This window comes from Kaistia algarum (genome assembly GCF_026343945.1).
GTDB classification, from domain to species: domain Bacteria; phylum Pseudomonadota; class Alphaproteobacteria; order Rhizobiales; family Kaistiaceae; genus Kaistia; species Kaistia algarum.
The window spans coordinates 107,965-131,973 of the sequence record NZ_JAPKNJ010000003.1 but is presented as its reverse complement, the minus strand read 5'-3'; the positions used below and the strand labels follow the sequence as shown (position 1 = coordinate 131,973).

Here is a 24,009-nt window from a genome sequence, read left to right as displayed (position 1 = left end):
TCAGGCAAACAGCCTTTCATAGAGACCGCGGATGATCCCGGCGGTGATCCCCCAGATATAGTGCTCATCATAGGGCATTTCGTAGAAGGAATGGCGAACGCCGTCGAATTCGCGGCTGCCGATGTGGTGATTGCGCGGGCTCATCAGGAAGGCGAGCGGGACTTCGAAGGCGAGATCGACCTCGTGTGGATTGAGCACGAGGTGGTGGCGGGGATCGACGCGAGCGACGACCGGCGTGATGTGGAAGCCCGTACCTGCAATATACGGATCGAGCCGACCGATCGGTTCGACCAGCGCCGGATCCAGCCCTATCTCCTCCTGCGCCTCGCGAATGGCGGCGGCCGCGGCATCGGCATCCTCAGGATCGATGGAGCCGCCGGGAAACGAAATCTGGCCGGCGTGCTGGCGCAGCGTTGCCGTTCGGCGCGTCATCAAAAGGGTCGGCTCGTCGCGTCCCACGACCGGGATCAGGACGGCGGCCGGCCGCGCCTTGAAGCCCGCCGGCGGATGAAACTCGGGATTGAGCACCGTCTCGCCTTCGACGATGCCGCCGCCCGGTGCCAGCGGCGCCAGCCGCAGCCTGGCATGGGGAAAGAAGACACTCGGCCGGAATGGATCGCTCTCGGGTCGCATCGCTAGCTCCGCCCGGCCGGATGGCTCTCGGCAATGACGAAGAATTGACCGGCTGATTCGACCCCCAGCCGATCATCCCGCTCTTCAAGAATCCCGACGAGGCTGGCAGCGGCGGCGCGGGTCAGCCGCGCCTCGAGGCGCGGCCGCACCATGACATAGGGAATGAAGGCATCGTCCCTCGCACCTACCTGGATGCGCAGCGGATGGTCGGCATCAACCGGCACGGCTTCGCCAAGATTGGTCAGGATAAGGAGCCTCCGTGGCGGCCCCTCCTCATAGCCGAGATCTACCGCCAGGAACGGAACATCCTCGACCTCGATCGTGAGCTTTTCATAAGGCGTCACGAGCACATAGGAGCCATCCGCTTCTCGGCGGAGAATGCGGGCAAAGAGGCGCGTCATCGCCTCGCGCTCGATCCGGCGGCCCTCGTGATACCACGCCCCGGCGCGGTCGATGCGGATGTCGATCGAACTGCAGAGCGCAGGATTCCACAGATGAACGGGGGCGCCGCTCGTTCCGCCCTCGACGGCGGCAGCCCAGCGTGCGAGGTACGAAACGGGTCCGAATTCCGTCTCGGCCTTCGTTTCGCCTTCCTTTGACACTGGCATGCTTCTTGAAGTTCCTGCGATGACGGCAGTGAAGACCGGGCCGATCCTCTTCGGGCGATCGCCAAGCGCGCTCTCGTCTCCCCGTCGATCGAAACTATATGGGTGGCCATGAGCGTATTCAATCAGAGCGAAGTTCACGCCGCCGACCCAGCCAGGCTGGTGGCGGATGCCGATGCGGCCGTGGCGACGATCAAGTCGGCGCGCGAGGCGATCGGCAAGGTCATCTTCGGCCAGGAGATGGTGGTCGAGCGGGCGCTCGTGACGCTGCTCGCCGGCGGCCATGGCCTGCTCGTCGGCGTGCCGGGCCTTGCCAAGACCAAGCTGGTCGAGACACTCGCGACCGTCCTCGGCCTCGATGAACGCCGCGTCCAGTTCACGCCCGACCTGATGCCTTCAGACATCCTCGGCTCCGAGGTCATGGACCAGGATGCCGATGGCCGCCGGGCCTTCCGCTTCGTCAAAGGGCCGGTCTTCGCCCAGCTCCTGATGGCCGACGAGATCAACCGCGCCAGCCCACGCACGCAGTCCGCGCTGCTGCAGGCCATGCAGGAATATCACGTCACCATAGCGGGCCAGCGCTACGATCTGCCGGCTCCGTTCCATGTGCTGGCAACGCAGAATCCTCTGGAGCAGGAGGGCACCTATCCCCTGCCCGAGGCGCAGCTCGACCGCTTCCTGCTGCAGATCGACGTGCTCTATCCCGATCTTGAAGCCGAGCGGCGCATGCTGTTCGAGACGACGGGCGCCAGCGAGGCGGCGCCGAAGGCCGTCACGACGGCGGCCGAGCTGCAGGCGATGCAGCATCTCGTCCGCCGCCTGCCCGTCGGCGAGAGCGTCGTCGAGGCGATTCTCAGCCTCGTTCGCTCCGCGCGGCCCGGCGGGATTCCGGATGCGAAGCTGACCGAAGCGATCGCCTGGGGGCCTGGTCCGCGCGCCAGCCAGGCGCTGATGCTCGCCGTTCGCGCCCGCGCGCTGATCGACGGCCGCTACGCCCCGTCGATTGACGACGTGCTGGCGCTGGCTGAGCCGGTCCTGCAGCACCGCATGAGCCTTTCCTATGCGGCGCGGGCTGACGGCCTCTCCGTGCGCGACGTCATCGCGCGGCTCAAGTCTCGGATCGGGTGAATCGGGTGAACGGAAGCGCCGCGTCATCGGCGGGCCGGGAGCGGCCGAACCGCTCGCTCGGCGAGGCGAAGACGCTTGCGGATCGATTGCCTTCTTTGCTCGTCGAAGCACGCCACGTCGCGACCACCGTTCTTGCCGGCTGGCATGGCCGTCGCCGCGCTGGCTCGGGCGAGACGTTCTGGCAGTTCCGTCCTTTCGTCACCGGCGAAGCGCCCGGGCGGATAGACTGGCGCCGCTCGGCCCACGACGATCATCTCTATGTCCGCGAGCGCGAATGGGAAGCGGCGCACACGGTCTGGCTCGCCGCCGATCTCTCCGCCTCGATGGAATTTCGCTCGCCCCTGGCGCTTGCCGCCAAGGCAGACCGGGCACTGGTGCTGCTGCTCGCACTCGCCGAAATGCTGTCGGAAGCCGGCGAGCGGATCGGCCTGCTCGGCCTTGCCGATCCCGTCCTCGCCCGCAATGCAGCCGAACGACTGGCATTGACGCTCTCGTATGGTACCGACGGCGCGACCGCCCTTCCCGACGCCCGCCGCCTGACGCGCTTTTCCGATCTGGTCGTCATCGGCGATTTTCTCGATCCGATGGATGAGATCGAGCGTCGCTTCGGCGAGTTCGCCCGGGCCGGCGCCACGGTCCATCTCGTCGAGATTCGCGATCCCTATGAGGAGACGTTCCCCTATGCCGGACGCACCGAGTTCCGCGACGCGGAGAGCGGAGCTATCTATACCGCCGGCCGGGCGGAGCGCATCGCCGAGGCCTATCTTCGCCAGATCGCGGCCCGCCGCGAGCATCTGACGGCGCTCTGCCGCCGACTTGGCTGGACCTATCTCGTCCACCGCACCGATCATCCTGCCACCGAGCCACTGCTTGCCCTGCATCGGCGACTGGCCGAGCGAATCGGTGCCGGGAGAGTGACATGATCGGAAGCCTACCCCTCGCCTTCGCCGCGCCGTTTGTGCTTTCGGCGCTGGTGTTGCTGCCGGCAATATGGTGGCTGCTGAAGCTGACGCCGCCGCGTCCGCGCGTCGAGAGCTTCCCGCCGACCCGGATCCTGGCTGAGATCGCGGCGAAGGAAGAGCAGCCGGCGCGCAGCCCCTGGTGGCTGACGGCGCTCCGCCTGCTGCTCGCCGCCTTGGTCATCCTGGCGCTCGCCGGTCCCGTCTGGCGCCCCGCCGGCGAGAACGCGGCCGGCGACGGCACGCTGCTGCTCGCCATCGACAATGACTGGGCCGCCGCTCGCGATTGGCCGTCCCGCCTCGACACGGCGAAGCGGATCGTCGACCTTGCCGATCGCGTCGGCCGGCCGATCGTCCTGGTCGCGACCGCCGATCCGGCCAACCAGGAGCTGGCGCCTGCCGATGCCGCGACGATCCGCACAAGACTGGACGCGCTCGCCCCCCGCCCCTATGCCGCCAACCGCGCGGCTCTCGCCGCCGCGCTCGCCGGCACGGTTGGCTCGATCGGCGGAACGGTCTGGCTGGCAAGCGGGCTCGGCGGCGCCGATGCCGATGCGTTTGCAAGCTTCCTGAACGATCGCTTGAAGGTGCCGACCACGCTCTATCTCGGCACCCCCGCCCGCCTCGTCGGCCTCGCCAATCCCCGCTCCACGGCCGACGCGCTGACGCTGACCGTCCTGCGCAGCGACGGCGCCGGAGAGGACAGCGGCAGCCTCCTGGCGCAGGATCTCAAGGGCCGCCCGATCGGAACCGCCGAATTCGCGTTCAAGCCCGGCGAGACCAAGGCCGAGGCGGCGTTCGAGCTGCCGACCGAGTTGCGCAACGACATGGCTCGCATCGAGATTGCCGGCGCTTCCACGGCCGGCGCCGTGCAATTGCTGGACGATCGCTTCCAGCGCCGACGCGTTGGCCTCCTCTCCGGCGGCTCCAACGACAATGCGCAGCCGCTGCTCTCGCCGCTCTATTATCTAAGTCGGGCTCTGCAGCCCTCCGCCGACGTGCTCGACACGCGCGATGCCAATGCCGAAATCGCCGTGCCGAAGATGGTCGATGACGGGGCCGCAGTGATCGCCATGGCCGATATCGGCACACTGACGCCCGACGTCGAACAGAAGCTCGGCCAATGGGTCGAGAATGGCGGCACATTGCTGCGCTTTGCCGGTCCACGCCTTGCCGCGGCCAATGCGAGCCAGAACATGCTGATCCCGGTGCGGCTGCGCGAAGGCGGCCGGGTCCTCGGCGGCAGTCTGTCCTGGTCGACCCCGCAGCCCCTCGCCTCGTTTTCGGATGGCAGCCCCTTTGCCGGCCTTTCCGTGCCCAAGGATGTCGAGATCCGGCGCCAGGTGCTGGCCGACCCCGACAGCAACCTCGCCGGCCGCACCTGGGCGGCTCTCGCCGATGGCACGCCGCTCGTCACCGCCGCGCCACTCGGCAAGGGATGGCTGATTCTTTTCCATGTCACCGCCGATACGAGCTGGTCGAACTTGCCGCTCTCGGGGACTTTCGTCGATATGCTGCGCCGGATCGTCGCCTTTGCCTCGCCGCCGGCCGATGGTTCAGCCAAGAGCGCTTCGGGCTCAGGACAGTCCGCGACGCTGCCGCCCTATCGCCTGCTCGACGGCTTCGGCCATTTCACCACCAGCGACCCCTTCGCTCGGCCGCTTCCGACGAATGCGCAGGCGGTGACGGCCGATCGTGAGCATCCGCCCGGCCTCTACGGCTCGGACGAGGGCTTCCGGGCCGTCAACGTTCTTGCGCCCGACGCGACGCTGCCGCCCTTGGATGCCTCGTCGCTGCAGGGCGCCGATATCCGCCCCTATCCGACCACGGCGCCGCAGGACCTCTCGCCCTATCTCCTGGTGGCGGCGCTGGTGCTGCTCTTTGCCGATGCGCTCGCCGTGCTCTGGCTGAATGGCGGCTGGCGTTTTCGCCGTGCCGCGCCTGCCGCGCTGATCTTTGCGGCGATCCTGATCGGGGGCTGGGTTCATCCATCGCGCGCCGACGAGGCATCGGACCAGTTCGCGCTTCAGGCAGCGAACCAGACCCGTCTCGCCTATGTGACGACCGGCAACGCCGAGATAGACGATACCAGCCGAGCCGGGCTTGCCGGTCTATCCCGCGAACTGGCCAATCGCACGGCTCTGGAGCCCGGCGATCCGATGGGCGTCGACATCGCCAAGGACGAGCTCTCGTTCTTCCCGCTGCTCTATTGGCCGATCGATCCGGCGAGTCCGATGCCCTCCTCGGCGACGCTCGCCCGGATCGATGCCTATATGAAGCAGGGCGGCTCTATTCTGTTCGACACCCGCGACGAGTTGGACCGCACGCCGGGCGATACCGGCTTCGCCGGCACGCCCGCGGCCGAACGGCTGCGCGACATGCTGTCCGGTCTCGACATTCCGCAGTTGGAGCCGGTGCCGAGCAACCACGTGCTGACCAAGGCCTTTTATCTGCTGGCCGATTTTCCCGGCCGCTATTCCGGCGGGCCGCTCTGGGTCGAGGCGCTGCCTCCCGACGATGCCGCGGCGGCGGCCGATCGGCCGGCGCGGCCCAGCGATGGCGTTTCCTCGATCCTGATCACCGAGAACGACCTCGCCGGCGCCTGGGCCACCGATGCCGATGGGCGCTATCTCTACCCGACCGTTCCGCCGGATCCGCGCCAGCGCGAGATGGCGTTCCGCACCGGCGTCAACATCGTCATGTATGCGCTGACCGGCAACTACAAGGCCGATCAGGTTCATGTGCCGGCGCTCCTGGAAAGGCTCGGACAGTGAACTGGTCCCTGACCTTCGCGCCGGTCGTGCCGCTGCCGGCGCTGCTCGCCCTCGCGGCGGTCGCCCTCATCGTCGCGTTGCCGCTGCTCATCCGCCGGATCCGCGGTGCCTGGCTGCGGCTGCTGGCGCTCGCCTGTCTTGTTGCCGCCCTTGCGGGACCCGTGCTGCTCGCCGAGGAACGCGAACCGCTGCCGACCGTGGTCGCTGTCGTCGTCGATAAGACCGCCAGCCAGGGCCTTTCCGATCGCGCGGCGACCACGACGGCCATGCGTGCCGCGATCGAGAAGCGCTTCGGCGACCTGCGCAATATCGAACTGCGCACGATCGAGGTCGGCAGCACGGCCAACGGTCAGCCGGTCGATGGTACCGAACTGTTCAAGGCGGTCGGCTCGGCGCTCGCCGATGTCGCGCCGGAACGCATTGGCGCCGTTGTCATGCTGACGGATGGCGAGGTCCATGACGTTCCAAAACCGCCGGCCGAGATCCTGGGCGGCGCGCCGCTGCACGCGCTGATCTCGGGCAAGCCGGACGAGATCGACCGCCAGATCGTGATTCGGCAGGCGCCCCGCTTCGCCATCGTCGGCGAGAAGCAGACCATCGAATACAGCGTCATCGACAGCGGCGTGTCCGATAGCGGCCCGGTGCAGGTGACGATCACGCGCGACGGCGAGCCGCTGGCAACCGAGATCGTCATGCCGGGCGAGGTCAGTCGCTTCGGCATCGACATCGCCCATGCTGGACAGAACATCTACGAATTCGAGGCGGCGCCGCTCACCGGCGAACTCACCGCGGTCAACAACCGCGCCGCCGCAGTCGTCGACGGCATCCGCGAAAATTTGCGCGTCCTGCTCGTCTCCGGTGAGCCGCATGCCGGCGAGCGCATCTGGCGCAACCTGCTCAAATCCGACGCCTCGGTCGATCTGGTGCATTTCACCATCCTGCGACCGCCGGAGAAGCAGGACGGCACGCCGATCGACGAATTGTCGCTGATCGCGTTTCCCACGCGCGAACTTTTCTCCGTCAAGATCGACCAGTTCGACCTGATCATCTTCGACCGCTATGCCCAGCGCGGCGTGCTGCCGATCCTCTACTTCGACAACATCGCCCGCTATGTCCGCGATGGCGGCGCGCTGCTCGTCGCCTCCGGACCCGATTATGCGTCGGAGGGCAGCCTCTACGGCACGCCGCTCGCCGACGTGCTGCCGGCCGCGCCGACCGGGCGGGTCATCGAGAAGCCATTCACGCCGGAAGTCACCGATCTCGGCAAGCGTCATCCGGTGACGCGCGGCCTTGAAGGCGGCGACGCGACCCCGCCGCATTGGAGCCGCTGGTTCCGCCAGGTCGAGACGGACAAGCCCAGCGGCGAAGTGATCATGAAGGGCGCCGATGGCGACCCGCTGCTGGTTCTGCAGCGCGAGGGCAAGGGCCGCGTCGCGCTCATGCTCTCGGATCAAGTCTGGCTCTGGGCGCGCGGCTATGAGGGCGGCGGCCCGCATGTCGACCTGCTGCGCCGCCTCGCCCACTGGCTGATGAAGGAGCCGGATCTCGAAGAGGAAGCGCTGAAGGTCACGGCCGACGGCGCCAATCTCGTCATCGAGCGCCAGACCATGAAGGACAATGCCGCGCCGGCAACCCTGACGGCGCCCTCGGGCAAGACGAGCAACGTGCCGCTGGTGGCCGATGGACCCGGGCGTTTCCGCGCCGAAGTCCCCGCCGGCGAGATCGGCCTCTGGCGGGTCGAGGATGGCGACCAGCGCGCCTTCGCCCATGTCGGCCCGGCCAATCCGCGCGAATTCACCGATGTGCGTTCGACGGAGGAAAAGCTGGCGCCGGTCGTACAGGCCTCGGGCGGACGGATCGCCCGCATGACCGGCGCCGATGGCCGCCTCGACACGCCGCGCATCGTTCCCGTCCGCTCCGGCCGCTCCATGGCCGGTCAAGACTGGATCGGCATCCGGATGACCGAGGCATCAGTGCTGAAGGGCGTCGACCGCCTGCCGCTCTTTTCCGGCTTCCTCGGCCTCGCCATCCTCCTAGGCGCCGCCGCCGCGACCTGGTACCGCGAGGGACGATAGGCGGCCCTCAGTCGCCCTGCTCGAAGAAGGCCGGATCGTTCGGCAGGGCCGGCGTTCCGAGTTCGCGGTGCATATAGGCGCCCATGGTCGCCTGCATGAACAGCGACTTGGCGCTTTCCTGGCCGAGTTGCTGGATTCGGGCCTGAAGCTTCGCCACCGTCTCTGGCTGTGCGTCGGCGAGGTTGGTCGTCTCCTTCGGGTCTTTGGCGATGTCATAGAGCTCGACGCGCTGCGGCAGCGGCGTCTGCCAGATCAGCTTCATGTCGCCTTCGCGGACACCGCCACGGAACATCTCGACATTGTAGACGATCTCATTGCGCGGCGACGGGGCGCCCTCGCTGATCGTCTTCCAGACATCTATGCCGTCCAGCGGCTTCGTTCCGGCGAGACTGGCTCCGGCTTGTCCGGCGAGCGTCGGCAGCATGTCGACGACATGGATCATCCCGTCGACCTCGCCCGGCTTGACGTGGCCCGGCCAGTTGACGAGGGCGACGGCGCGCGTGCCGCCCTCGTAGAGCGAGCCCTTGCCGTTGCGATACGGGGCATTGGAGGCTGGTAGATCGCCCTTCGTCTCGATCTCGCCCGCAAACAGCGCATCGCGGACGCCGCCATTGTCGCTTTGGAACACGATGATCGTATCGTCGCGCATGCCGCGCTGGTCGAGCGCGTTGAGGACATCGGCGATCTGGTCGTCCATCGCGGAAACCATGGCCGCATAGGTCCGCCGGTTCGGGTCGGATATATCCTTGTAGCGATCGATATAGGCCTGAGGCGCCTGATAGGGCGTGTGCGGGGCATTGAAGGCGAGATAGAGGAACAGCGGCTTCGCCGTATCGTGGGCGTCAATGACACGGACCGCCTCCCGGCCGATCAGCTCGGTCGAATAGCCCTTTTCGTGCAGTACCTTGTCGTTCCTGTACCAATCGACGACATGGTGCACCTCGTGGGTGTAGTAATCGATCTCGCCGATCAACGGCCCATATTGGCTGTCGAAGCCGCGCGCCATCGGCAGATAGGCCGGATCGGCATGGCCCAGATGCCATTTGCCGACGATCGCCGTCTGGTAGCCAGCCTCCTTGAGGATCTGAGGCAGCAGCTTCTCGTCGGTCGGGATTCCGTAAGTCTGCTCGGGCAGGATCACGAAACTCTGCAGCCCGTAGCGCAGCGGATAGCGCCCGGTCATGATGGCCGCTCGGGTCGGCGTGCACATGGGCTGGGCATAGAATGAATTGAGCTGGGCGCCACCCTTGGCGAGCGCATCGATCGTCGGCGTCTTGATCTCGGAGCCATGGTAGCCGACATCGGCGAAGCCGAGATCGTCCGCGACAATATAGACGATGTTCGGCGGCTTGGCGGCTGCGGCAGCGATGGAAATCGCGCCGAGGACCATGCAGAAAGCCGCAAGCAGAGCGGCTGCCCACCGAATGCAGATCGTCATTGCAAGAAGCTCCAAACCGGCTCCCACCGGCCGGACGGCGGGAATTTAGTCGCCCTGCCCGGCGGCTGTCGAGTGGCTTACGCGCGCCGCGTCACCACGCCGCCGAGTCCTTCCATCGCGCCCTGGACGAGCGGGCACACGAGGATGCGGGCCGGATCCGCCGGGGCAGGCAGGGTCACCTGATAGGGCGCCACGCGCTGGAAGCCGAAGGGGCCGTAATAGGGCTCGTCGCCGACCAGCAGCACAAGTTGATGGCCTGCCTCTGTCGCGGCGGCGAGCGCCGTGCGCATCAGCGATTTGCCGGCTCCCCTGCCCTTCCAGCTGTTCACGACGGCAAGCGGGCCAAGCAGCAGCGCCGGCTTTGCGCCGATCCGGATCGGCGTCAGCCGCACCGAGCCGACGAGGTCCAGTCCGGATTTCGCCACGAAGGAGAGTTCGGGATCATGCGGCACACCCTCGCGCAGGATCGAGGCAGCGCGCGCGAAGCGGCCGGGGCCGAAGGCGGTCTCGTGCAGGGCTTCGATGGCAGGATCGTCCGCGGCCTGTTCGGCCAAGACTGTGAAGCTGTCGATCTTCATGGGAAAGGTTATCTCGTCGGATGGCGGTAGCGGCGTCCGACGGGCGCGCACCGATCAGACGGGCAGAGGCCGCAGGACAAACGGAAGCTCGGCCTTCAGTGACGCAAGGTCACGGCCGGAGCGACGTCGTCGCGAAAGGGGCCTCGAAACCATGGCAGGTTTCCGGAAAATCAAAAGACGATCGCGCATAACATGCGGGGGCGCACGCCGCAACGGCGATCACCAATGCGGGTCGGGCGGCGTGCCGTTCAGGATCTCGGTGAGACGACGCCGCGTTGCCGGGCTCGTCTCGGTCGGAGGCGACAAGGGATCGAAAAAACCGACCTCGGCGATCTCATGGTTCGGGTAGGCTGGCGGGCGCGGCCGGGCAAAGTCCCGCGCCACGAACAGCACGACGTGGTCGCGAGCGCGCTTGCGGTTCCAGTAGACGGCGAAGAGCGTTGCCGGCGCTCCCAGCACGATGCCGCCTTCCTCCTCGAGTTCGCGCTCCAGCGCCTCGGCGGCACTCTCGCCGCGCTCGACCCCGCCGCCCGGCAGATACCATCCCGGCATATAGGAATGGCGGACCATGAACACGCGGCCCTCCGCGTCGAGGCAGGCGCCGCGCACGCCAAGCGTCATGCCGCGAGTAACGGGCGCGATCAGGCCGGAAAGACGGGAGAGAGCGGAACGGATCGGCAAGGTGGGCTCGTGCGTTGAGTTGCGAGCTTGCCAGCAAAGCCGTCACCGATCCACAGTTCTTCGCGTCCCGGTCTTCCGCTGGCCCCGCGAAGCCCCTATTCCAGAAGCCGATGTTTCGCCTCGCCCACCTCTCCGACCCCCATCTCGGCCCGCTGCCACGCCTGCGGACGATGGAATTCGCCTCGAAGCGGGTGATCGGCTACGTCAATTGGCGGCGCAACCGGATGCGCTCGCTCGCCGGGCCGGTGCTCGGCAATCTGGTTGAGGATGTCCTTGCCCATGCGCCCGACCACATCGCGGTAACGGGCGATCTCATGAATCTCGGCCTGCCAGGCGAAATCATCGCCGCCCGCGACTGGCTTGAAGCCTTCGGGCCGCCCGACCGGATCACCGTCATTCCCGGCAACCACGACGCCTATGTGCCGGGCGCACTCCGGAAGGCACTTGTCGCCTGGGCGCCCTATGCGACCGGTGACCACGGCACGCCACCCGGCCGCGTGATCTTCCCCTTCCTGCGTCGTCGCGGGCCGGTCGCGATCATCGCCCTCTCCTCGGCTCGCGCGTCGGCGCCCTTCATGGCGACCGGCCATGTCGACAGCTCCGTGCTTCCGGCGCTGCATGACGAACTGGTGCGGGCCCGCCGCGACGGGCTGTTCCGGGTCGTGCTGATCCATCATCCGCCAACGATCAACGCCACGAATTGGCACAAGCGCCTCGTCGGCTCCGGTCGCATCCGCGCGGTGCTGCGTGAGGCCGGTGCCGAACTGGTCCTGCACGGCCATACCCATGTCGATTCCCATGTCGAAATCGATGGTGGCGACAAGCCGATCCCGGTCATCGGCGTGCCCTCGGCCTCCAACACGCCGGGCGGACACAAGCCAGCCGCCCGCTACAATATTTTCGAGATCGGCGGCGAGCCCGGCGCGTGGCATTGCCACATGACCGAGCGCGGCTATGCCGGACCAGGTTCAGAGATCGGCATCATACGCGAGCGGAAGATCTGGTAGTTCGCGGACGCGCCCGATATAGGTCGACCCTACCCGACATGCACCCAGGCATAGGCCAGCAATACCGCCGCTCCGACGAGGATGCCGCCCAGGAAGGCCGAGACGATCCAGCCCGGATGGATCTTGGCGGGCGCAGGCTGCAGCGCCGGGGCTTGGCGCAGCCGGCTGATGGCGGTCTTCTCGGGACGCGCCGGCGGGTCCTGCTCGGCGATGCGCTTCGCCAGCCAGTCACCTTCCATCGCTCGCTCGCGCTCGATGATCCGCTCGGCCACATATTGCGTGACGCAATCGGCCATATCATCGAGATCCGCGGTCTCCAGGATGACGGTGCGGCCAAGCCGCGTATCCTTGACGAAGCGATAGGTACGGCGGTCGCGGCCCATGATGACCAGCGACGTCATATCGATCCACAGGCGCGGCTGCGTGCCCGAAGCGACCTGGAAGATGAACTGGTCGTCGTCACCTGGAACCTCGGCGAAAACGCCCCGCAACTCGTCGGCCAGCAGGTCCAGACGCGTCCGCTCCGCTTCGCGCAGTTCGACCACGACGTCGGTCCGTTCGGATTCGGCGACGCGCACCTTGCGGATGGCATCGGTCAGATTGCGGACGTTGGAGGAATTTCCGTTCCTGCCGCTGGCGTCGTTCATCAATTGACTCCGAATTGAAGCGAAGTTCTTTAGGCTTCGTTTAGCAAATTTGGTGCGTGAGCGCACCACCTCATCCGCCAAAGCGACAAGGGATGCACAACAACCACCATGAATGAGATCAACGGACCCGCAGCGCGCGTTCGCGATGCCGCCGAATCCTTCGGCTTATCCGTGACGATTCGCACTATGCCCGAGTCGACCCGTACAGCGGAAGAGGCCGCATCCGCCTGCGGCTGCAGCGTCGGGGAAATCGTCAAGTCGCTGGTATTCCGCACGCGCGAGACGGGCCGCCCGGTGCTGCTTCTCGTTTCCGGCGCCAACCGGGTCGACGAAGCGGCGATCGCCGCCCATATCGGCGAGCCGATCGAACGCCCGAACGCCGCCTTCGTGCGCGAGGTGACCGGCTATGCCATCGGCGGCATCCCGCCTTTCGCCCATGCCCGGCCGCTGGAGACCTGGTTCGATCGCGACCTGCTGGCCTACGAGCAGGTATGGGCGGCGGCGGGTACGCCCTTCGCCGTCTTTTGGGTCGAACCGAAAGCGCTCTGCCGGGCGGTGGGAGGCCAGGTGGTTGCCATGCGCGGCTCCTGAGGCGGCCATTGGGCGATCACGAGAGCGTGTCGTGACCATGGTCACATCCCAACTGGCAAATGCTTGAGATCGCCGGAAAAGTCAGGCTTATCGCCAATCTGTGCCGGGGCGAATCGGAGGATCGGAATGCGGAATTCAGTACGCGGCGTTGCCAGGGCCGGGACATTTGTTCCGCTGGCCCTCCTCGCACTCCTTTGCGTTCCCGGACCGGCCAACGCTGCCGATGTCACGATCCGGCGCGGCCTCGTCGGCAATGTCGGAACCCTCGATCCCCAACTGGCTGCTACCTTCGAGGAAGGCACGATCCTCACCGATCTCTTCGAGGGGCTCGTCTCGCTCGACGCGCTCGGCCGTTCGGTACCGGGCGCCGCCGAAAGCTGGACCGTATCCCCCGACGGCCGCGTCTATACCTTCACACTGCGGGCGGATGGCCGCTGGTCCAACGGCGAAGCCGTGAAGGCCGCGGATTTCGTTGCCTCGTTCCGCCGGCTGTTCGCTCCCTCCACCGACGCGACCGAGGACGGGCCGCTTCAGGTGATCAAGGGCGCGGTTCTGGTGAAGCAGGGCCTCGCCAAGCCCGATACGCTCGGCGTCGTCGCGGTCGATTCCAAGACGCTCGAAATCACGCTGGAGCAGCCGACGCCGACTTTCCTGCTCCGGCTTGCCCAGCCGGCAGCCTTTCCGGTCAATGTTGCCTCGATCAAGAAGCTCGGCGCCGATTTCGGCACGAGCGGCAAAATCGTCTCGAACGGTCCCTACCGCCTCGGCGCCATCGACCGCGAGGACGGCTATGTTCTGCTGAAGAACAAGGGCTTCCGCGCCGCCGACGACATCGAGGCCGACATTGTCGCCTACAAGACCTTCGCCGACGCTGCCGACTGCGTGGAAGCCTTCCGCCAGAAGAACGTGCTGACGTGCTCGGATGTGCCCACGGCAAACCTCGGTGAATTGAAGGCTGAGTTCGGGCCGACGTTGGAGATCGCGCCCTATATGGGCACCTATTTCTACGCATTATCGACGACGCAGAAGCCCTTCGACGACGCGCGAATCCGCCAGTCGCTGTCGCTCGCCATCGACCGCGAGGCATTGGCCCAGAGCGCCTGGTCCGGCGGTATGGTGCCTGCCGACACCCTTGTCCCGAGGGATCTCTCGGCCATGCCTATGCCGCCCGCGGCGCCGATCGGCGAACGCCAGGACCGCGCCCGGGCCCTGCTTGCCGAGGCGGGCTTTGGCGCTGCCAAGACCTCGGATAAAAAGAAGATCAAGCCGCTGGAGGTTGAGATCCGCGTCGGCACCGGCGCCGAGCATGAAAAGACCGCCAAGCTGGTCGCGGCGGACTGGAAGAAGATCGGGGTCGAGACCAGGATCGTGACCGAGACGAACAGCGACCATTTTGCGCGGCTTCGTGACGGCGCTGCGTTCCAAGTGGCGCGGGCCGGCTGGATTCTCGACGAAGCCGATCCGATCGACATCCTGGAACTGCTCAAAAGCGACAACATCCGCTTCAATTATTCGCGCTACAGCAATCGCGACTATGACGCGATCATCGCCAGCGCCGATACGGAATTGGATCCCGCGAAGCGGCAGAAGCTGCTGGGCGAGGCCGAGACCATCATCGACACCGACCAGCCAGTCATCCCGCTGCTCGGCTATGCATCGCTGTCGCTGGTATCCCCGACGCTGAAGGGCTGGGAGCCGAACCTCGTCAATCGCCACCCCAGCCGCTTCCTGCGGACTGTTTCGCCGTAAGCCTTTGCGTTCCACAAGTGATAAAGGCCCGGAATCACTTCCGGGCCTTTGAAAATGCGGTTGCGAGACGTCGCTCAGCGGCAGGCGACGTATTGGCGGCGGCCGTAGCGGTCGACCCAGTAACAGCGATTGGTCCTGGCATCGGCAATGATCGCGCCGGTCACCGCACCGACGCCAGCGCCGACCGCTGCACCGCCCCATGTGCCCGTGGCAAGGCCGCCGATGGCGCCGCCGGCAAGGCCGCCGACCACAGCACCATCGCCGGTGCTCGATCCGGTCGTCGGCGAACAGCCGGCCGAGATGGCGCCCGCGAGTATCACAATGCCGATCAGAGCTGATTTCTTCATGGAATGAACCTCCTGTCGCCGCAGGTCATGCGCCTGAGCTTGGCGTGACTACGCCTTTCTCAAGCCGCCGAAGGCGATCCGGTTCCATCCATGGAACGACACAAAACAAAACGGCCGGGCAAAGCCCGGCCGTTTTCCGATGGATCGTCCGCCTGGATCAGCGGCAGGCGACGTAGTTCTTGCGGCCGTTCTTGTCGACCCAGTAGCACTTACCCGTCGCGTCAGCGATGATCGCGCCGGTTACCGCGCCAATGCCGGCACCGATGGCAGCGCCACCCCAGGTTCCGGTCGCAAGACCGCCGATGGCCCCGCCCGCAGCGGCGCCCAGGACGGCACCGTCGCCGGTGCGAGAACCGGTGGTCGGCGAGCAGCCGGCCGCGACGGCGCCGAGAAGTGCCAGCGTAACGAGAGTCGGGATCTTCTTCATTTTCAAATCTCCTGTCGGCGACGGCCTCAAGCCACGCCCATGTCCAGCCGTCCAGGCGCAACGCCCGATCGCAACCCCGACCGACGAGAGCGCCTCGCCGTTAGCGTCGCGGTGCTTGACCTCTTCTTCACCGGGGCCAAGCTCGCGGCAACACTAGCCGTTTCGCCGTGAGGCGAGAAGAGGGCATGTCTGCGGCCGTCACGAAACTGTGACGGCCGTCACTGATCAGACGATCCCGCTCGAACTGCCACCTGTAGAGGGGCGTTCCGCCGTCACCTTCGCCCGGTAGCCGGAAGCCCGATAGCTCGCGAGCGGATCGATCGCGCCGCCCTTGGCAAGGCGCGCCTTAGCGAGGATCGGGCCAACGTCCGTGGTGAAGGCGCGCTTCAGCGTCTGGTTCGCCATCAGCGCGTCATTGGCGTCCTGATAGCCTTCGAGCGCCGTGCGATCGATGAGCAGCGCCTGCGTATAGGCACGCAGGATCTCGATCGCACTCGCCATCAGGCTCTCGATCGGGTCGGTGACGTTGTGCGACTGGTCGATCATATAGGCCGGGCTGAAGCTCTTGGCCTTTCTATGCTCGGCATCGACGAGTTCGTTGAAGACGAGGAAAAGCTGGAACGGGTTGATCGAGCCCGAATCGAGATCGTCGTCGCCATATTTCGAATCGTTGAAGTGGAAGCCGGCCAGCTTTTCGAACTGGATCAGCCGCGCGACGATCATCTCGATGTTGACGTTCGGCGCATGATGGCCGAGATCGACAAGGGCGAAGGCCTTGGGACCCAGTTCCCGTGCGATCAGGTAATTGGTGCCCCAATCCTGCACGACGGTCGAATAGAAGGCCGGCTCGTAGAGCTTGTGTTCGGAATAGATGCGCCAATCGTCGGGCAGCGCCGCATAGACGGACTTCATCGAATCCAGATAACGCTCGAAGGCGCGCGTGAAATTGGACTGGCCCGGGAAGTTCGAGCCATCGCCGATCCAGACGGTCAGAGCCTTTGAACCCAGCGCCTTGCCGATTTCGATCGTCTCGATGTTGTGCTCGATCGCCTGCTGCCGGACGGCCGCGTCGGTGTGCGAGAGCGATCCGAACTTGTAGGAGTGCTTCTGGTCCTTGGCGTCCGAGAAGGTGTTCGAGTTCATCGCGTCGAAGCCGAGGCCGAGCGCGTCGCCCTTGGCCTTCAGCGCCTTGGGATCGACCTTGTCCCAGGGATTATGCAGCGAGACGGTCGGCGTCGCGCGCGTCAATTGCTGGATGACCGCGCAGTCGTCGAGCTTTTCGAAGATGCCGCGCGGCTCGCCGGGACCGGCGAAGCGGGCAAAACGCGTCCCGCCCGTGCCAACGCCCCAGGAGGGAATCGCCACATGGAAGGCCGCGACCTTCCGGGTGATCGCGTCGATATCGATGCCGCGCCGGTCGAGTTGCTCGCCGAGATGCGAATAGTCGTTGGCGAGCGCGGCTTCCTCCGCTTTGTTGCTCTCGGCGAGGTGCTCGGCGGAAATCGGAAGATCGGTCATTGGGCGGGTCCTCCCCGTGGGATTTCGTTTTCTTCGTGTCGATGCTCGACAGAGATCGACCGACCATTTTCTAGGCGTGGCGGGCTGGCGTGGCTTTCGAGAACCGGAGCCGAGCGGATTTTCGTCCGTGAGCACGGGAAGCGCAGAAAGTCACGTCAGAGGACCAGCATAGTAGAATGGACGGCGGCCTCAGCGCGTAAAGCTCACCGCATTGCCGGCATCGACATTGATGATATTGCCGGTCGACTTGGCCGAGAGGTCGGAAGCGAGAAAGTAAGCGGCCTCGGCGATATCCTCAGGGAACACACTGCGCTGCAGCAGCGAACGCTTGCGGTAGAACTCCTCGAGATCATCCTCGCCGATCTTGTTCGACTGGGCGCGCTGCTGGCGCCATTCGCCCTGCCAGATCTTCGAGCCTCGCAGCACTGCATCGGGATTGACCGTGTTGACGCGGATGCCGAAGGGCGCACCCTCCAGCGCGAGGCAGCGGGCCAGATGGATTTCCGCCGCCTTCGCCGCGCCATAGGCCGACGCGCCCGCCGAGGCCGCGAGTCCGTTCTTCGAGGCGATGAAGACGATCGATCCGCCGAGCTTCTGCCGCTTCAGGATGCGGTAGGCCTCGCGCGACACAAGGAAATAGCCGGTGGCGAGAATGGCGATATTCTTGTCCCACACCTCCAGCGTCGTATCCTCGAACGGCGCCGCCGAGGAGATGCCGGCATTGGACACGAGGATGTCGAGGCCGCCGAACTCGATCAGTGTCGTGCGGAACGCGTCGATCACGCCGGCTTCGTCGGTGACGTTGGCGAGGACACCGCGGACATTGTCCTTGCCGAAACGCTTGCCGAGCCCCTCGACGCTCTGGTCGAGCGCCGACTGGTCGATATCGGCGATCATGACGACCGCGCCTTCCTGCAGATAACGCACGGCCGTCGCCGAGCCGATACCGCCGGCGCCTCCCGTGATGAAGGCGATGCGACCGGCGAGGCTCTTCGCCTTCGGCATGCGCTGCAGCTTGGCCTCCTCAAGCAGCCAATATTCGATGTCGAAGGCTTCCTGCTCGTTGAGCCCGACATAGGTCGAGACCGTCGAGGCGCCGCGCATCACATTGATGGCGTTGACATAGAATTCGCCCGAGATGCGTGCCGTCGCTTTATCGCGGGCAAAAGTAATCATGCCGACGCCGGGCACCAGGTAGACGACCGCGTTTGGATCGCGCATCGCCGGGCTGTTTGCCCGCTTGCAACGCTCGTAATAGGCGGCGTAGCCCGCGCGGTATTCCTCGATCGCGGCATCGAGGCCGGCGATGACCTCGTCCAGATTGTCGCGCGCCGGATCATAATCGAGCACGAGCGGACGGATCTTGGTGCGCAGGAAATGGTCCGGACAGGACGTGCCGAGCGCCGCCAGCGGCTTGAGATCGGCGGAATTCACGAAGTCGAGCACGGCTGACTGATCGTCGAAATGGCCGACTTTCGATTCCGACTTGCCGATGCGGCCGCGGATCTCCGGCATCAGCGCGGCCGCCACGGCGCGGCGCTTATCGGCATCCAGCGACGTCGTGACGGCGCCGCCAAAGGCCGCCTTGCCGGCGGTTTCCTTGTCCAGCCAGGCGATCGCCTTGTTGATGATCGCGACAGTGAGCTCGTAGCACTCCTTGGCGCTATCGGCCCAAGTAAACAGGCCATGGCTCTCCAGCACGACGCCCTTCGCCTGCGGGTTCTCGATGGCGAATTTCGACAGCCAGAGGCCGAGCTCGAATCCCGGACGCTTCCAGGGCAGCCAGCCGATTTCGTCGCCATAGACGAGCTTCGTCAGTTCCTTCGAGTTCGGCGTCGCGGCGAGCGCGATCACTGCGTCGGGATGCATGTGGTCGACATGCTTGCGGGGGACATAGGCGTGCAGCGGCGTGTCGATCGAAGCGGCGCGCGGGTTCAGATCGAAGGTGCAGTGCGGCAGGTAGCCGACCATCTCGTCCTCGAATTCGAGGCCGCGATAGATGCGATGGAGCGCATCGAGCTTCGACTGGTAGAGCGTCGCGAACCCGTCCAGCTTCATCGAGCCGAGGTCGCCGCCCGAGCCCTTGACCCAGAGGACCGTGACCGCCTCGCCCGTCAACGGATCCGTCTCGCTCACCTTGGCCGATGTGTTGCCGCCGCCGAAATTGGTGATCCGCTTGTCGGAACCGAGCAGGTTCGAGCGATAGAGCAACAGCTCCGGCTCGCTCATGCCCGCCGCCCGGGCGTCGTCCCAGCGATTGTCGAGAAGGGTGGTCGAAACGGGGGATGTCATTGCCAAAGATCCGCTTGATGGCGCCTGCGAGACCGCCATGCGGATCCGCAAGCCGGAAAGCGCCGCGATCCAGCGATCGGACGGTTCGTTGCGGCTATGATCTGTCAGTCATGCTCGGCTTTGTCAATCATGAGCGATCAATTCAGATCATATTGCAGCGCAATACAATCACAACCAAGCTTATTGCAGTGCCGTATAGTTGAATTTGATCGATTATGATTGACATCGGTGCGCAACTTCGCATGATCGCGCCGTCTGGGAGGACCTATGCACGAGATTGAACGCCAGCGCCTGATCTTGGGCGAGGTTGCCGATCGACCGGTGGTGACCGTGTCGCAGCTCGTCGAGCTGACCGGCGCCTCGGAGGCGACGATCCGGCGCGACATCAACGCGTTGCATGTCGACGGCAAGCTCCGGAAGGTCCGTGGCGGCGCCGAGGCGTTGCATCCGCCGCAGCTGGTCGGCATCGGCGGGCGGCATTTTTCCGTGAGCGAGGAAATGAATGCCGGCGCCAAGCGCGCCATCGCTCAGGCAGCCGTCGATCTCTGCGAGGATGGCGACTCGATCATCATCAATGGAGGCACGACGACCTTCCAAATGGTCGCTGGCCTCGCCAGCCGTCGCATGCAGATCCTGACCAACTCCTTCGCGATCGCCGAGCAGCTGGTGCAGGGATCGCGAAACTCGATCATCCTGCCGGGCGGCGCCGTCTACCGCGAGCAGAGCCTGATCCTCTCGCCCTTCGACAATGACGTCACGCGCAATTTCTACGCCCGCCGCATGTTTTTGGGCGCGCAGGGCATCGGCCGGCTCGGCGTCATGGAAGGCGACCCCCTGTTGATCCAGGCCGAGCAGAAACTGATCAATCAGGCTGACGAACTCGTGCTTCTGGTCGATTCCTCCAAGTTCGAGCGGCGCTCGGCGCTGATCCTCTGCTCGCTCGACCGCCTAGACGTGATCATCACCGACAGCGGCGTGTCGACCCGTGACGCCAGGATGATCGAACAGGCCGGCGTGCGGCTCGTGGTGGTCGATGTGGCGGAAACTGAATCCCTTGTTGCAACAGAGGCGAGCGAATGAGCGACGAGCCGGCCCCATTCATCCGCCTCACCGGCGTTTCCAAGACCTTCTCCGGCATCAAGGTGCTGAAGGACGTCGATTTCGACGTGCGCGCCGGCGAGGTCCATGCCCTGCTCGGTGAGAACGGTGCCGGCAAGTCGACGCTGATCAAGATCATCTCCGGCTTTCACCGCCCGGATGAAGGCGGCGCGATGACGGTGAAGGGTCAGCCGGTGCATTTCGCCTCACCGCGCGACGCCCGCGATGCCGGCATCGCCACGGTCTATCAGGAATTGCTGCTGTTCCCGGACCTGACGGTCGCCGAGAACATCTTCCTCGGCCACGCGCCGCGCACGAGCTTCGGGCGGCTCGACTGGACGACGATGCGAACCCGCGCCCGCGCGCTGCTGGACGATCTCGACAGTCCGGATCTCGATGTCGACGCGCGGGTCGGCGGCCTCTCGGTGGCGAACCGCCAGCGCGTCGAGATCGCCAAGGCGCTCTCCATGGACGCGAAGCTGCTGATCATGGACGAGCCGACAGCATCCCTGGCCGACGCCGATGTCCGCCGCCTGCTCGATGTCGTCCGCCGTCTCAAGGCGCGGGGCGTCGCCATCGTCTATATCAGCCACCGCATGCCGGAGGTCTTCGCCCTCGCCGACCGGGTCACGGTGCTGCGCGACGGCGCGCTGATCGGCACCCGGCCGATCGCCGAGGTCGACCATGCCGAGCTCGTTTCGATGATGGTCGGCCGTTCGATCGACCAGCTCTTCCCCAAGGTCGAGGTGCCGATCGGCGAGCCCGTGCTGGAGCTGAAGGGCGTCTCCTTTCGCGACGAAGTGCGGAACATCTCCTTCACGCTGCGAGCCGGCGAAATCCTCGGCATTGCCGGCCTCGTCGGCTCGGGCCGCACCGAACTGGCGCTCACCATCTTCGGCATCACGCCTGCAACCGCCGGTGAGATCCGTCTCAAGGGTCAACCCGTGTCGATCAAGAGCCCGCAGCAGGCACGAGACCTCGGCATTGCCTATGTGCCGGAGGATCGTGGCCTTCAGGGCCTGATCCGTCCGCAGACGATCCGTGAGAATGTTTCGCTCGCTTTGCTCGACCGGATCTCGACCGCCACCATCGTCGACCGCGCCCGCGAACTGACGCTCGCCAAGGACGCGATCGTGCGCTTCGGCATCCGCGCCCGCGGTCCGGAGCAGCCGGCGCGGCAGCTTTCCGGCGGCAACCAGCAGAAGGTCGTGCTCGCCAAATGGATCGCGACCGAGCCCAAGGTGCTGATCATGGACGAGCCGACGCGCGGCATTGATGTCGGCGCCAAATCGGAAATCCACGCATTGATGAGCCGTCTGGCCGGTGAAGGGCTCGCGGTCATCATGATCTCGAGCGAACTGCCGGAGGTGCTGGGCATGAGCGACCGCATCCTGGTCATGAATGGGGGAACGATGGTCGGCATCTACGATCGGGCTGAGGCGACACCGGATGTCATCGGCGCCGCCATGACCCATGCGGGCGCGGCGAAGGGGGAGAGCGCGGCATGAGCTTCGAGGTCAGCGCCCGCCGCGTCGTGTTCCCGAGCGCCCTGTCGCGGACGCTCTCCGCCTACGGCCAGGAACTGATCATCCTGACCGCGATCGTCGTCTTGTTCGTCGTCGTCGGCACGATCGCGCCACGTTTCGTCAGCCAGAACAACCTCACCTCGATCTTCGTCGGCAACGCCTATATCGCCGTGGCGGCGATCGGCATGTCGATGGTGATCATCTCCGGCCATATCGACGTCTCGGTCGGCTCGCTCATCGGTGTGCTCGCGACGATCTCCGGATCGCTGGCCGTCGCCGGATACCCGGTCTGGATTGCCTGGCTCGCACCGATCCTTGTCGGCATGGTCATCACTTCGTTCATCGGCGTCCTCGTCGCCTATGTGAAGATCCCCTCGATCGTCGTGACGCTCGGCATGCTGTCGATCCTCAAGGGCGGCCTGATCAGCGCCACGGGCGGCGCCTGGATCACCAATCTGCCGCCGGATTATCTGATCGCGCAGTTCCGCCTCCTTGGCGTCCCCTCGCCCGTCTGGTTCATGGGGATCCTGACGATCCTCGCCGCCATCTGGATGCGCTCGGCCGCGTTCGGCCGCGCGATCTATGCGATTGGCGGTAATCCGGAAGCGGCCCGCGTCGCGGGCATCCGGGTCGAGCGCTCGACGGTGATGATCTTCGCCATCCACGGCATGTTCGCCGGCATCGCCGCGATCCTCTTCGCCACGCAATTGCAGGTGATCCAGTCGACCGTGCCGCCCAATCTGGAGCTCACGATCATCACCGCCTCGGTGGTCGGCGGCGTCTCGATCCTCGGCGGCATCGGTACCGTGATCGGCTCGACGCTCGCCGCCATCCTCTTCGCCGCGATCGGCTCGTCGCTGATCTTCCTGAACGTCTCCGCCTATTGGCTGCGGGCCGTCCAGGGCCTTCTCATCCTCGCCACGGTCCTCGCGGACATGGCCCGCCGCCACAGGATCTCGTGATCATGTCCGACGTTCCGCTCTCCGCGACGGTCAAGTCTTTCCTGCGCCACGAGACGATCCTCGCGATCCTGCTCGTCGTCGTGCTCGCGATCCTGTCGCAGCAATCCGACAAGTTCTTCACCACGGCGAACCTCCTGAACCAGGGCCGCCTGATGACCGAGGTCGGGCTGATCGCCCTGCCGATGACGTTCGTCATCATCACTGGCGGCATCGACCTCTCGGTCGGCTCGATCCTCGGCCTCTGCGCCATCCTGATGGGCGTCTTCTGGCACAATCTTGGCCTGCCGCTGCCGGTCGCGATGGTCCTGGCGGTTCTGGTGGGCGGCGTTGGCGGTCTCGTCAACGGATTGATCATCACCCGCTTCAAGGTCCCGCCGCTGATCGCGACGCTGGCGACGCTGGCGCTCTATCGGGGCCTCGCCGAAGGCATCAGCCAGGCGCGCTCGGTGCGCGGCTATCCCGACTGGTTCTACGTCCTCGGCCAGGGTGATTTCCTCGGCATACCGACGCAGCTTTGGATCTTCGTGATCTTCGCCATCATCGCCGCCTTCATCCTCGGCTTCACCACCTTCGGCCGCGCGACCTATGCCGCCGGCGCCAACGAGACGGCAGCGCGCTTCTCCGGCATCAATGTCGACCGGACCAAGCTTCTCATCTACACCGCCGCCGGCCTCGTATCCGGCATCGCGGCGGTGATCTTCGTCTCGCGCGTCTCGACGACGCGCTCCGACATGGGCACGGGAGTCGAACTCGACGTCATCACAGCGGTGGTATTGGGCGGCACGTCGATCTTCGGCGGCCGCGGCACGATCATCGGCACCGTGGTCGGCCTCGTTCTCGTACAGGCGCTGAAGAATGGCTTGTCCCTCTCCGGCGTCAAGGGCGATGGCACGATCGTCGTGATCGGCCTCGTCCTCATACTCGCGATCCTCGCGAGCAATCTCTTCAGCCGCAACGGCGACGGCTGACCAAGA

Annotated in this window: 21 protein-coding genes; 11 read left to right on the top strand and 10 right to left on the bottom strand. The window is 65.7% G+C overall.

The features are described from left to right. Positions 1-633 (bottom strand): CoA pyrophosphatase, encoded by a 633-nt coding sequence (locus OSH05_RS18930; RefSeq protein ID WP_104218089.1) that lies wholly within the window; start codon positions 631-633, stop codon positions 1-3. A gap of 2 nt (positions 634-635) precedes the next feature. Further along, positions 636-1,241, bottom strand: a complete 606-nt coding sequence (locus OSH05_RS18925; protein WP_104218090.1) for a DUF1285 domain-containing protein — start codon at positions 1,239-1,241, stop codon at positions 636-638. A 108-nt stretch (positions 1,242-1,349) separates the two neighbouring features. Here OSH05_RS18925 and OSH05_RS18920 point away from each other — a divergent pair, with 108 nt between their 5' ends. Genes OSH05_RS18920 through OSH05_RS18905 form a run of 4 tightly spaced genes read left to right on the top strand, consistent with a single transcriptional unit; the run spans position 1,350 to position 8,174 of the window. Then, positions 1,350-2,366, top strand: coding sequence for an AAA family ATPase (locus OSH05_RS18920; protein ID WP_104218091.1), 1,017 nt, complete (start codon positions 1,350-1,352; stop codon positions 2,364-2,366). Between the two features lie 5 nt (positions 2,367-2,371). Continuing rightward, the gene (locus tag OSH05_RS18915; RefSeq protein ID WP_407660420.1) at positions 2,372-3,289 is read left to right on the top strand and encodes a DUF58 domain-containing protein; all 918 of its coding nucleotides are present in this window, start codon (positions 2,372-2,374) and stop codon (positions 3,287-3,289) included. Further along, entirely contained in the window at positions 3,286-6,099 is a 2,814-nt protein-coding gene (locus tag OSH05_RS18910) for a DUF4159 domain-containing protein (protein ID WP_104218093.1), read from the top strand. Before OSH05_RS18915 ends, OSH05_RS18910 begins: the two co-directional genes overlap by 4 nt. Then, positions 6,096-8,174 (top strand): hypothetical protein, encoded by a 2,079-nt coding sequence (locus tag OSH05_RS18905; RefSeq protein ID WP_104218094.1) that lies wholly within the window; start codon positions 6,096-6,098, stop codon positions 8,172-8,174. Before OSH05_RS18910 ends, OSH05_RS18905 begins: the two co-directional genes overlap by 4 nt. A 7-nt stretch (positions 8,175-8,181) precedes the next feature. Here OSH05_RS18905 and OSH05_RS18900 read toward each other — a convergent pair whose 3' ends face one another. The 3 genes from OSH05_RS18900 to OSH05_RS18890 all read right to left on the bottom strand — a co-directional run bounded on the left by OSH05_RS18900 (position 8,182) and on the right by OSH05_RS18890 (position 10,871). After that, entirely contained in the window at positions 8,182-9,612 is a 1,431-nt protein-coding gene (locus tag OSH05_RS18900) for an arylsulfatase B (protein WP_104218095.1), read from the bottom strand. Positions 9,613-9,689: 77 nt separating this feature from the next. Further along, positions 9,690-10,190 carry a GNAT family N-acetyltransferase gene (locus OSH05_RS18895; protein WP_104218096.1) on the bottom strand — a complete coding sequence of 167 codons (501 nt, stop codon included), beginning with the start codon at positions 10,188-10,190 and terminating at the stop codon, positions 9,690-9,692. Positions 10,191-10,409: 219 nt separating this feature from the next. Next, positions 10,410-10,871, bottom strand: a complete 462-nt coding sequence (locus OSH05_RS18890) for an NUDIX domain-containing protein (protein WP_266352802.1) — start codon at positions 10,869-10,871, stop codon at positions 10,410-10,412. 110 nt (positions 10,872-10,981) lie between these two features. Here OSH05_RS18890 and OSH05_RS18885 point away from each other — a divergent pair, with 110 nt between their 5' ends. Next, a complete protein-coding gene (locus OSH05_RS18885) occupies positions 10,982-11,878 on the top strand; it encodes a metallophosphoesterase family protein (RefSeq protein ID WP_104218097.1) in 897 nt (298 codons plus the stop codon). Between the two features lie 29 nt (positions 11,879-11,907). Here OSH05_RS18885 and OSH05_RS18880 read toward each other — a convergent pair whose 3' ends face one another. Beyond that, positions 11,908-12,525 carry a hypothetical protein gene (locus tag OSH05_RS18880; protein ID WP_104218098.1) on the bottom strand — a complete coding sequence of 206 codons (618 nt, stop codon included), beginning with the start codon at positions 12,523-12,525 and terminating at the stop codon, positions 11,908-11,910. A gap of 186 nt (positions 12,526-12,711) precedes the next feature. On the opposite strand from OSH05_RS18880, the gene OSH05_RS18875 reads away from it, so the two are divergent. Both OSH05_RS18875 and OSH05_RS18870 read left to right on the top strand, forming a co-directional pair. After that, positions 12,712-13,116, top strand: coding sequence for a YbaK/EbsC family protein (locus OSH05_RS18875; protein ID WP_266352799.1), 405 nt, complete (start codon positions 12,712-12,714; stop codon positions 13,114-13,116). Positions 13,117-13,242: 126 nt separating this feature from the next. After that, positions 13,243-14,865 carry a peptide ABC transporter substrate-binding protein gene (locus OSH05_RS18870; RefSeq protein WP_104218100.1) on the top strand — a complete coding sequence of 541 codons (1,623 nt, stop codon included), beginning with the start codon at positions 13,243-13,245 and terminating at the stop codon, positions 14,863-14,865. Between the two features lie 74 nt (positions 14,866-14,939). Here the strand turns inward: OSH05_RS18870 and OSH05_RS18865 are convergent, their stop codons facing one another. From OSH05_RS18865 to OSH05_RS18850, 4 genes are all read right to left on the bottom strand, one after another. Then, positions 14,940-15,212, bottom strand: a complete 273-nt coding sequence (locus tag OSH05_RS18865) for a glycine zipper domain-containing protein (protein ID WP_104218101.1) — start codon at positions 15,210-15,212, stop codon at positions 14,940-14,942. A gap of 157 nt (positions 15,213-15,369) precedes the next feature. Then, positions 15,370-15,639, bottom strand: a complete 270-nt coding sequence (locus OSH05_RS18860) for a glycine zipper domain-containing protein (RefSeq protein WP_104218102.1) — start codon at positions 15,637-15,639, stop codon at positions 15,370-15,372. Between the two features lie 225 nt (positions 15,640-15,864). Then, positions 15,865-17,157: an L-rhamnose catabolism isomerase gene (gene rhaI, locus OSH05_RS18855; protein ID WP_104218103.1), complete on the bottom strand. Its 1,293-nt coding sequence runs from the start codon at positions 17,155-17,157 to the stop codon at positions 15,865-15,867. Positions 17,158-17,346: 189 nt separating this feature from the next. Continuing rightward, entirely contained in the window at positions 17,347-19,449 is a 2,103-nt protein-coding gene (locus OSH05_RS18850; RefSeq protein ID WP_104218104.1) for a bifunctional rhamnulose-1-phosphate aldolase/short-chain dehydrogenase, read from the bottom strand. A gap of 267 nt (positions 19,450-19,716) precedes the next feature. On the opposite strand from OSH05_RS18850, the gene OSH05_RS18845 reads away from it, so the two are divergent. From OSH05_RS18845 to OSH05_RS18830, 4 genes are read left to right on the top strand one after another with little or no spacing between them, the layout of a single operon-like run. Continuing rightward, entirely contained in the window at positions 19,717-20,529 is an 813-nt protein-coding gene (locus OSH05_RS18845) for a DeoR/GlpR family DNA-binding transcription regulator (protein ID WP_104218105.1), read from the top strand. Further along, positions 20,526-22,055 carry a sugar ABC transporter ATP-binding protein gene (locus OSH05_RS18840; protein WP_104218106.1) on the top strand — a complete coding sequence of 510 codons (1,530 nt, stop codon included), beginning with the start codon at positions 20,526-20,528 and terminating at the stop codon, positions 22,053-22,055. Before OSH05_RS18845 ends, OSH05_RS18840 begins: the two co-directional genes overlap by 4 nt. Then, complete coding sequence (locus OSH05_RS18835; RefSeq protein ID WP_104218107.1) at positions 22,052-23,035, top strand: ABC transporter permease; 984 nt, start codon at positions 22,052-22,054, stop codon at positions 23,033-23,035. Before OSH05_RS18840 ends, OSH05_RS18835 begins: the two co-directional genes overlap by 4 nt. Before the next feature lie 2 nt (positions 23,036-23,037). Next, a complete protein-coding gene (locus OSH05_RS18830) occupies positions 23,038-24,003 on the top strand; it encodes an ABC transporter permease (RefSeq protein ID WP_104218108.1) in 966 nt (321 codons plus the stop codon). The last annotated feature ends 6 nt before the right edge of the window (positions 24,004-24,009 follow it).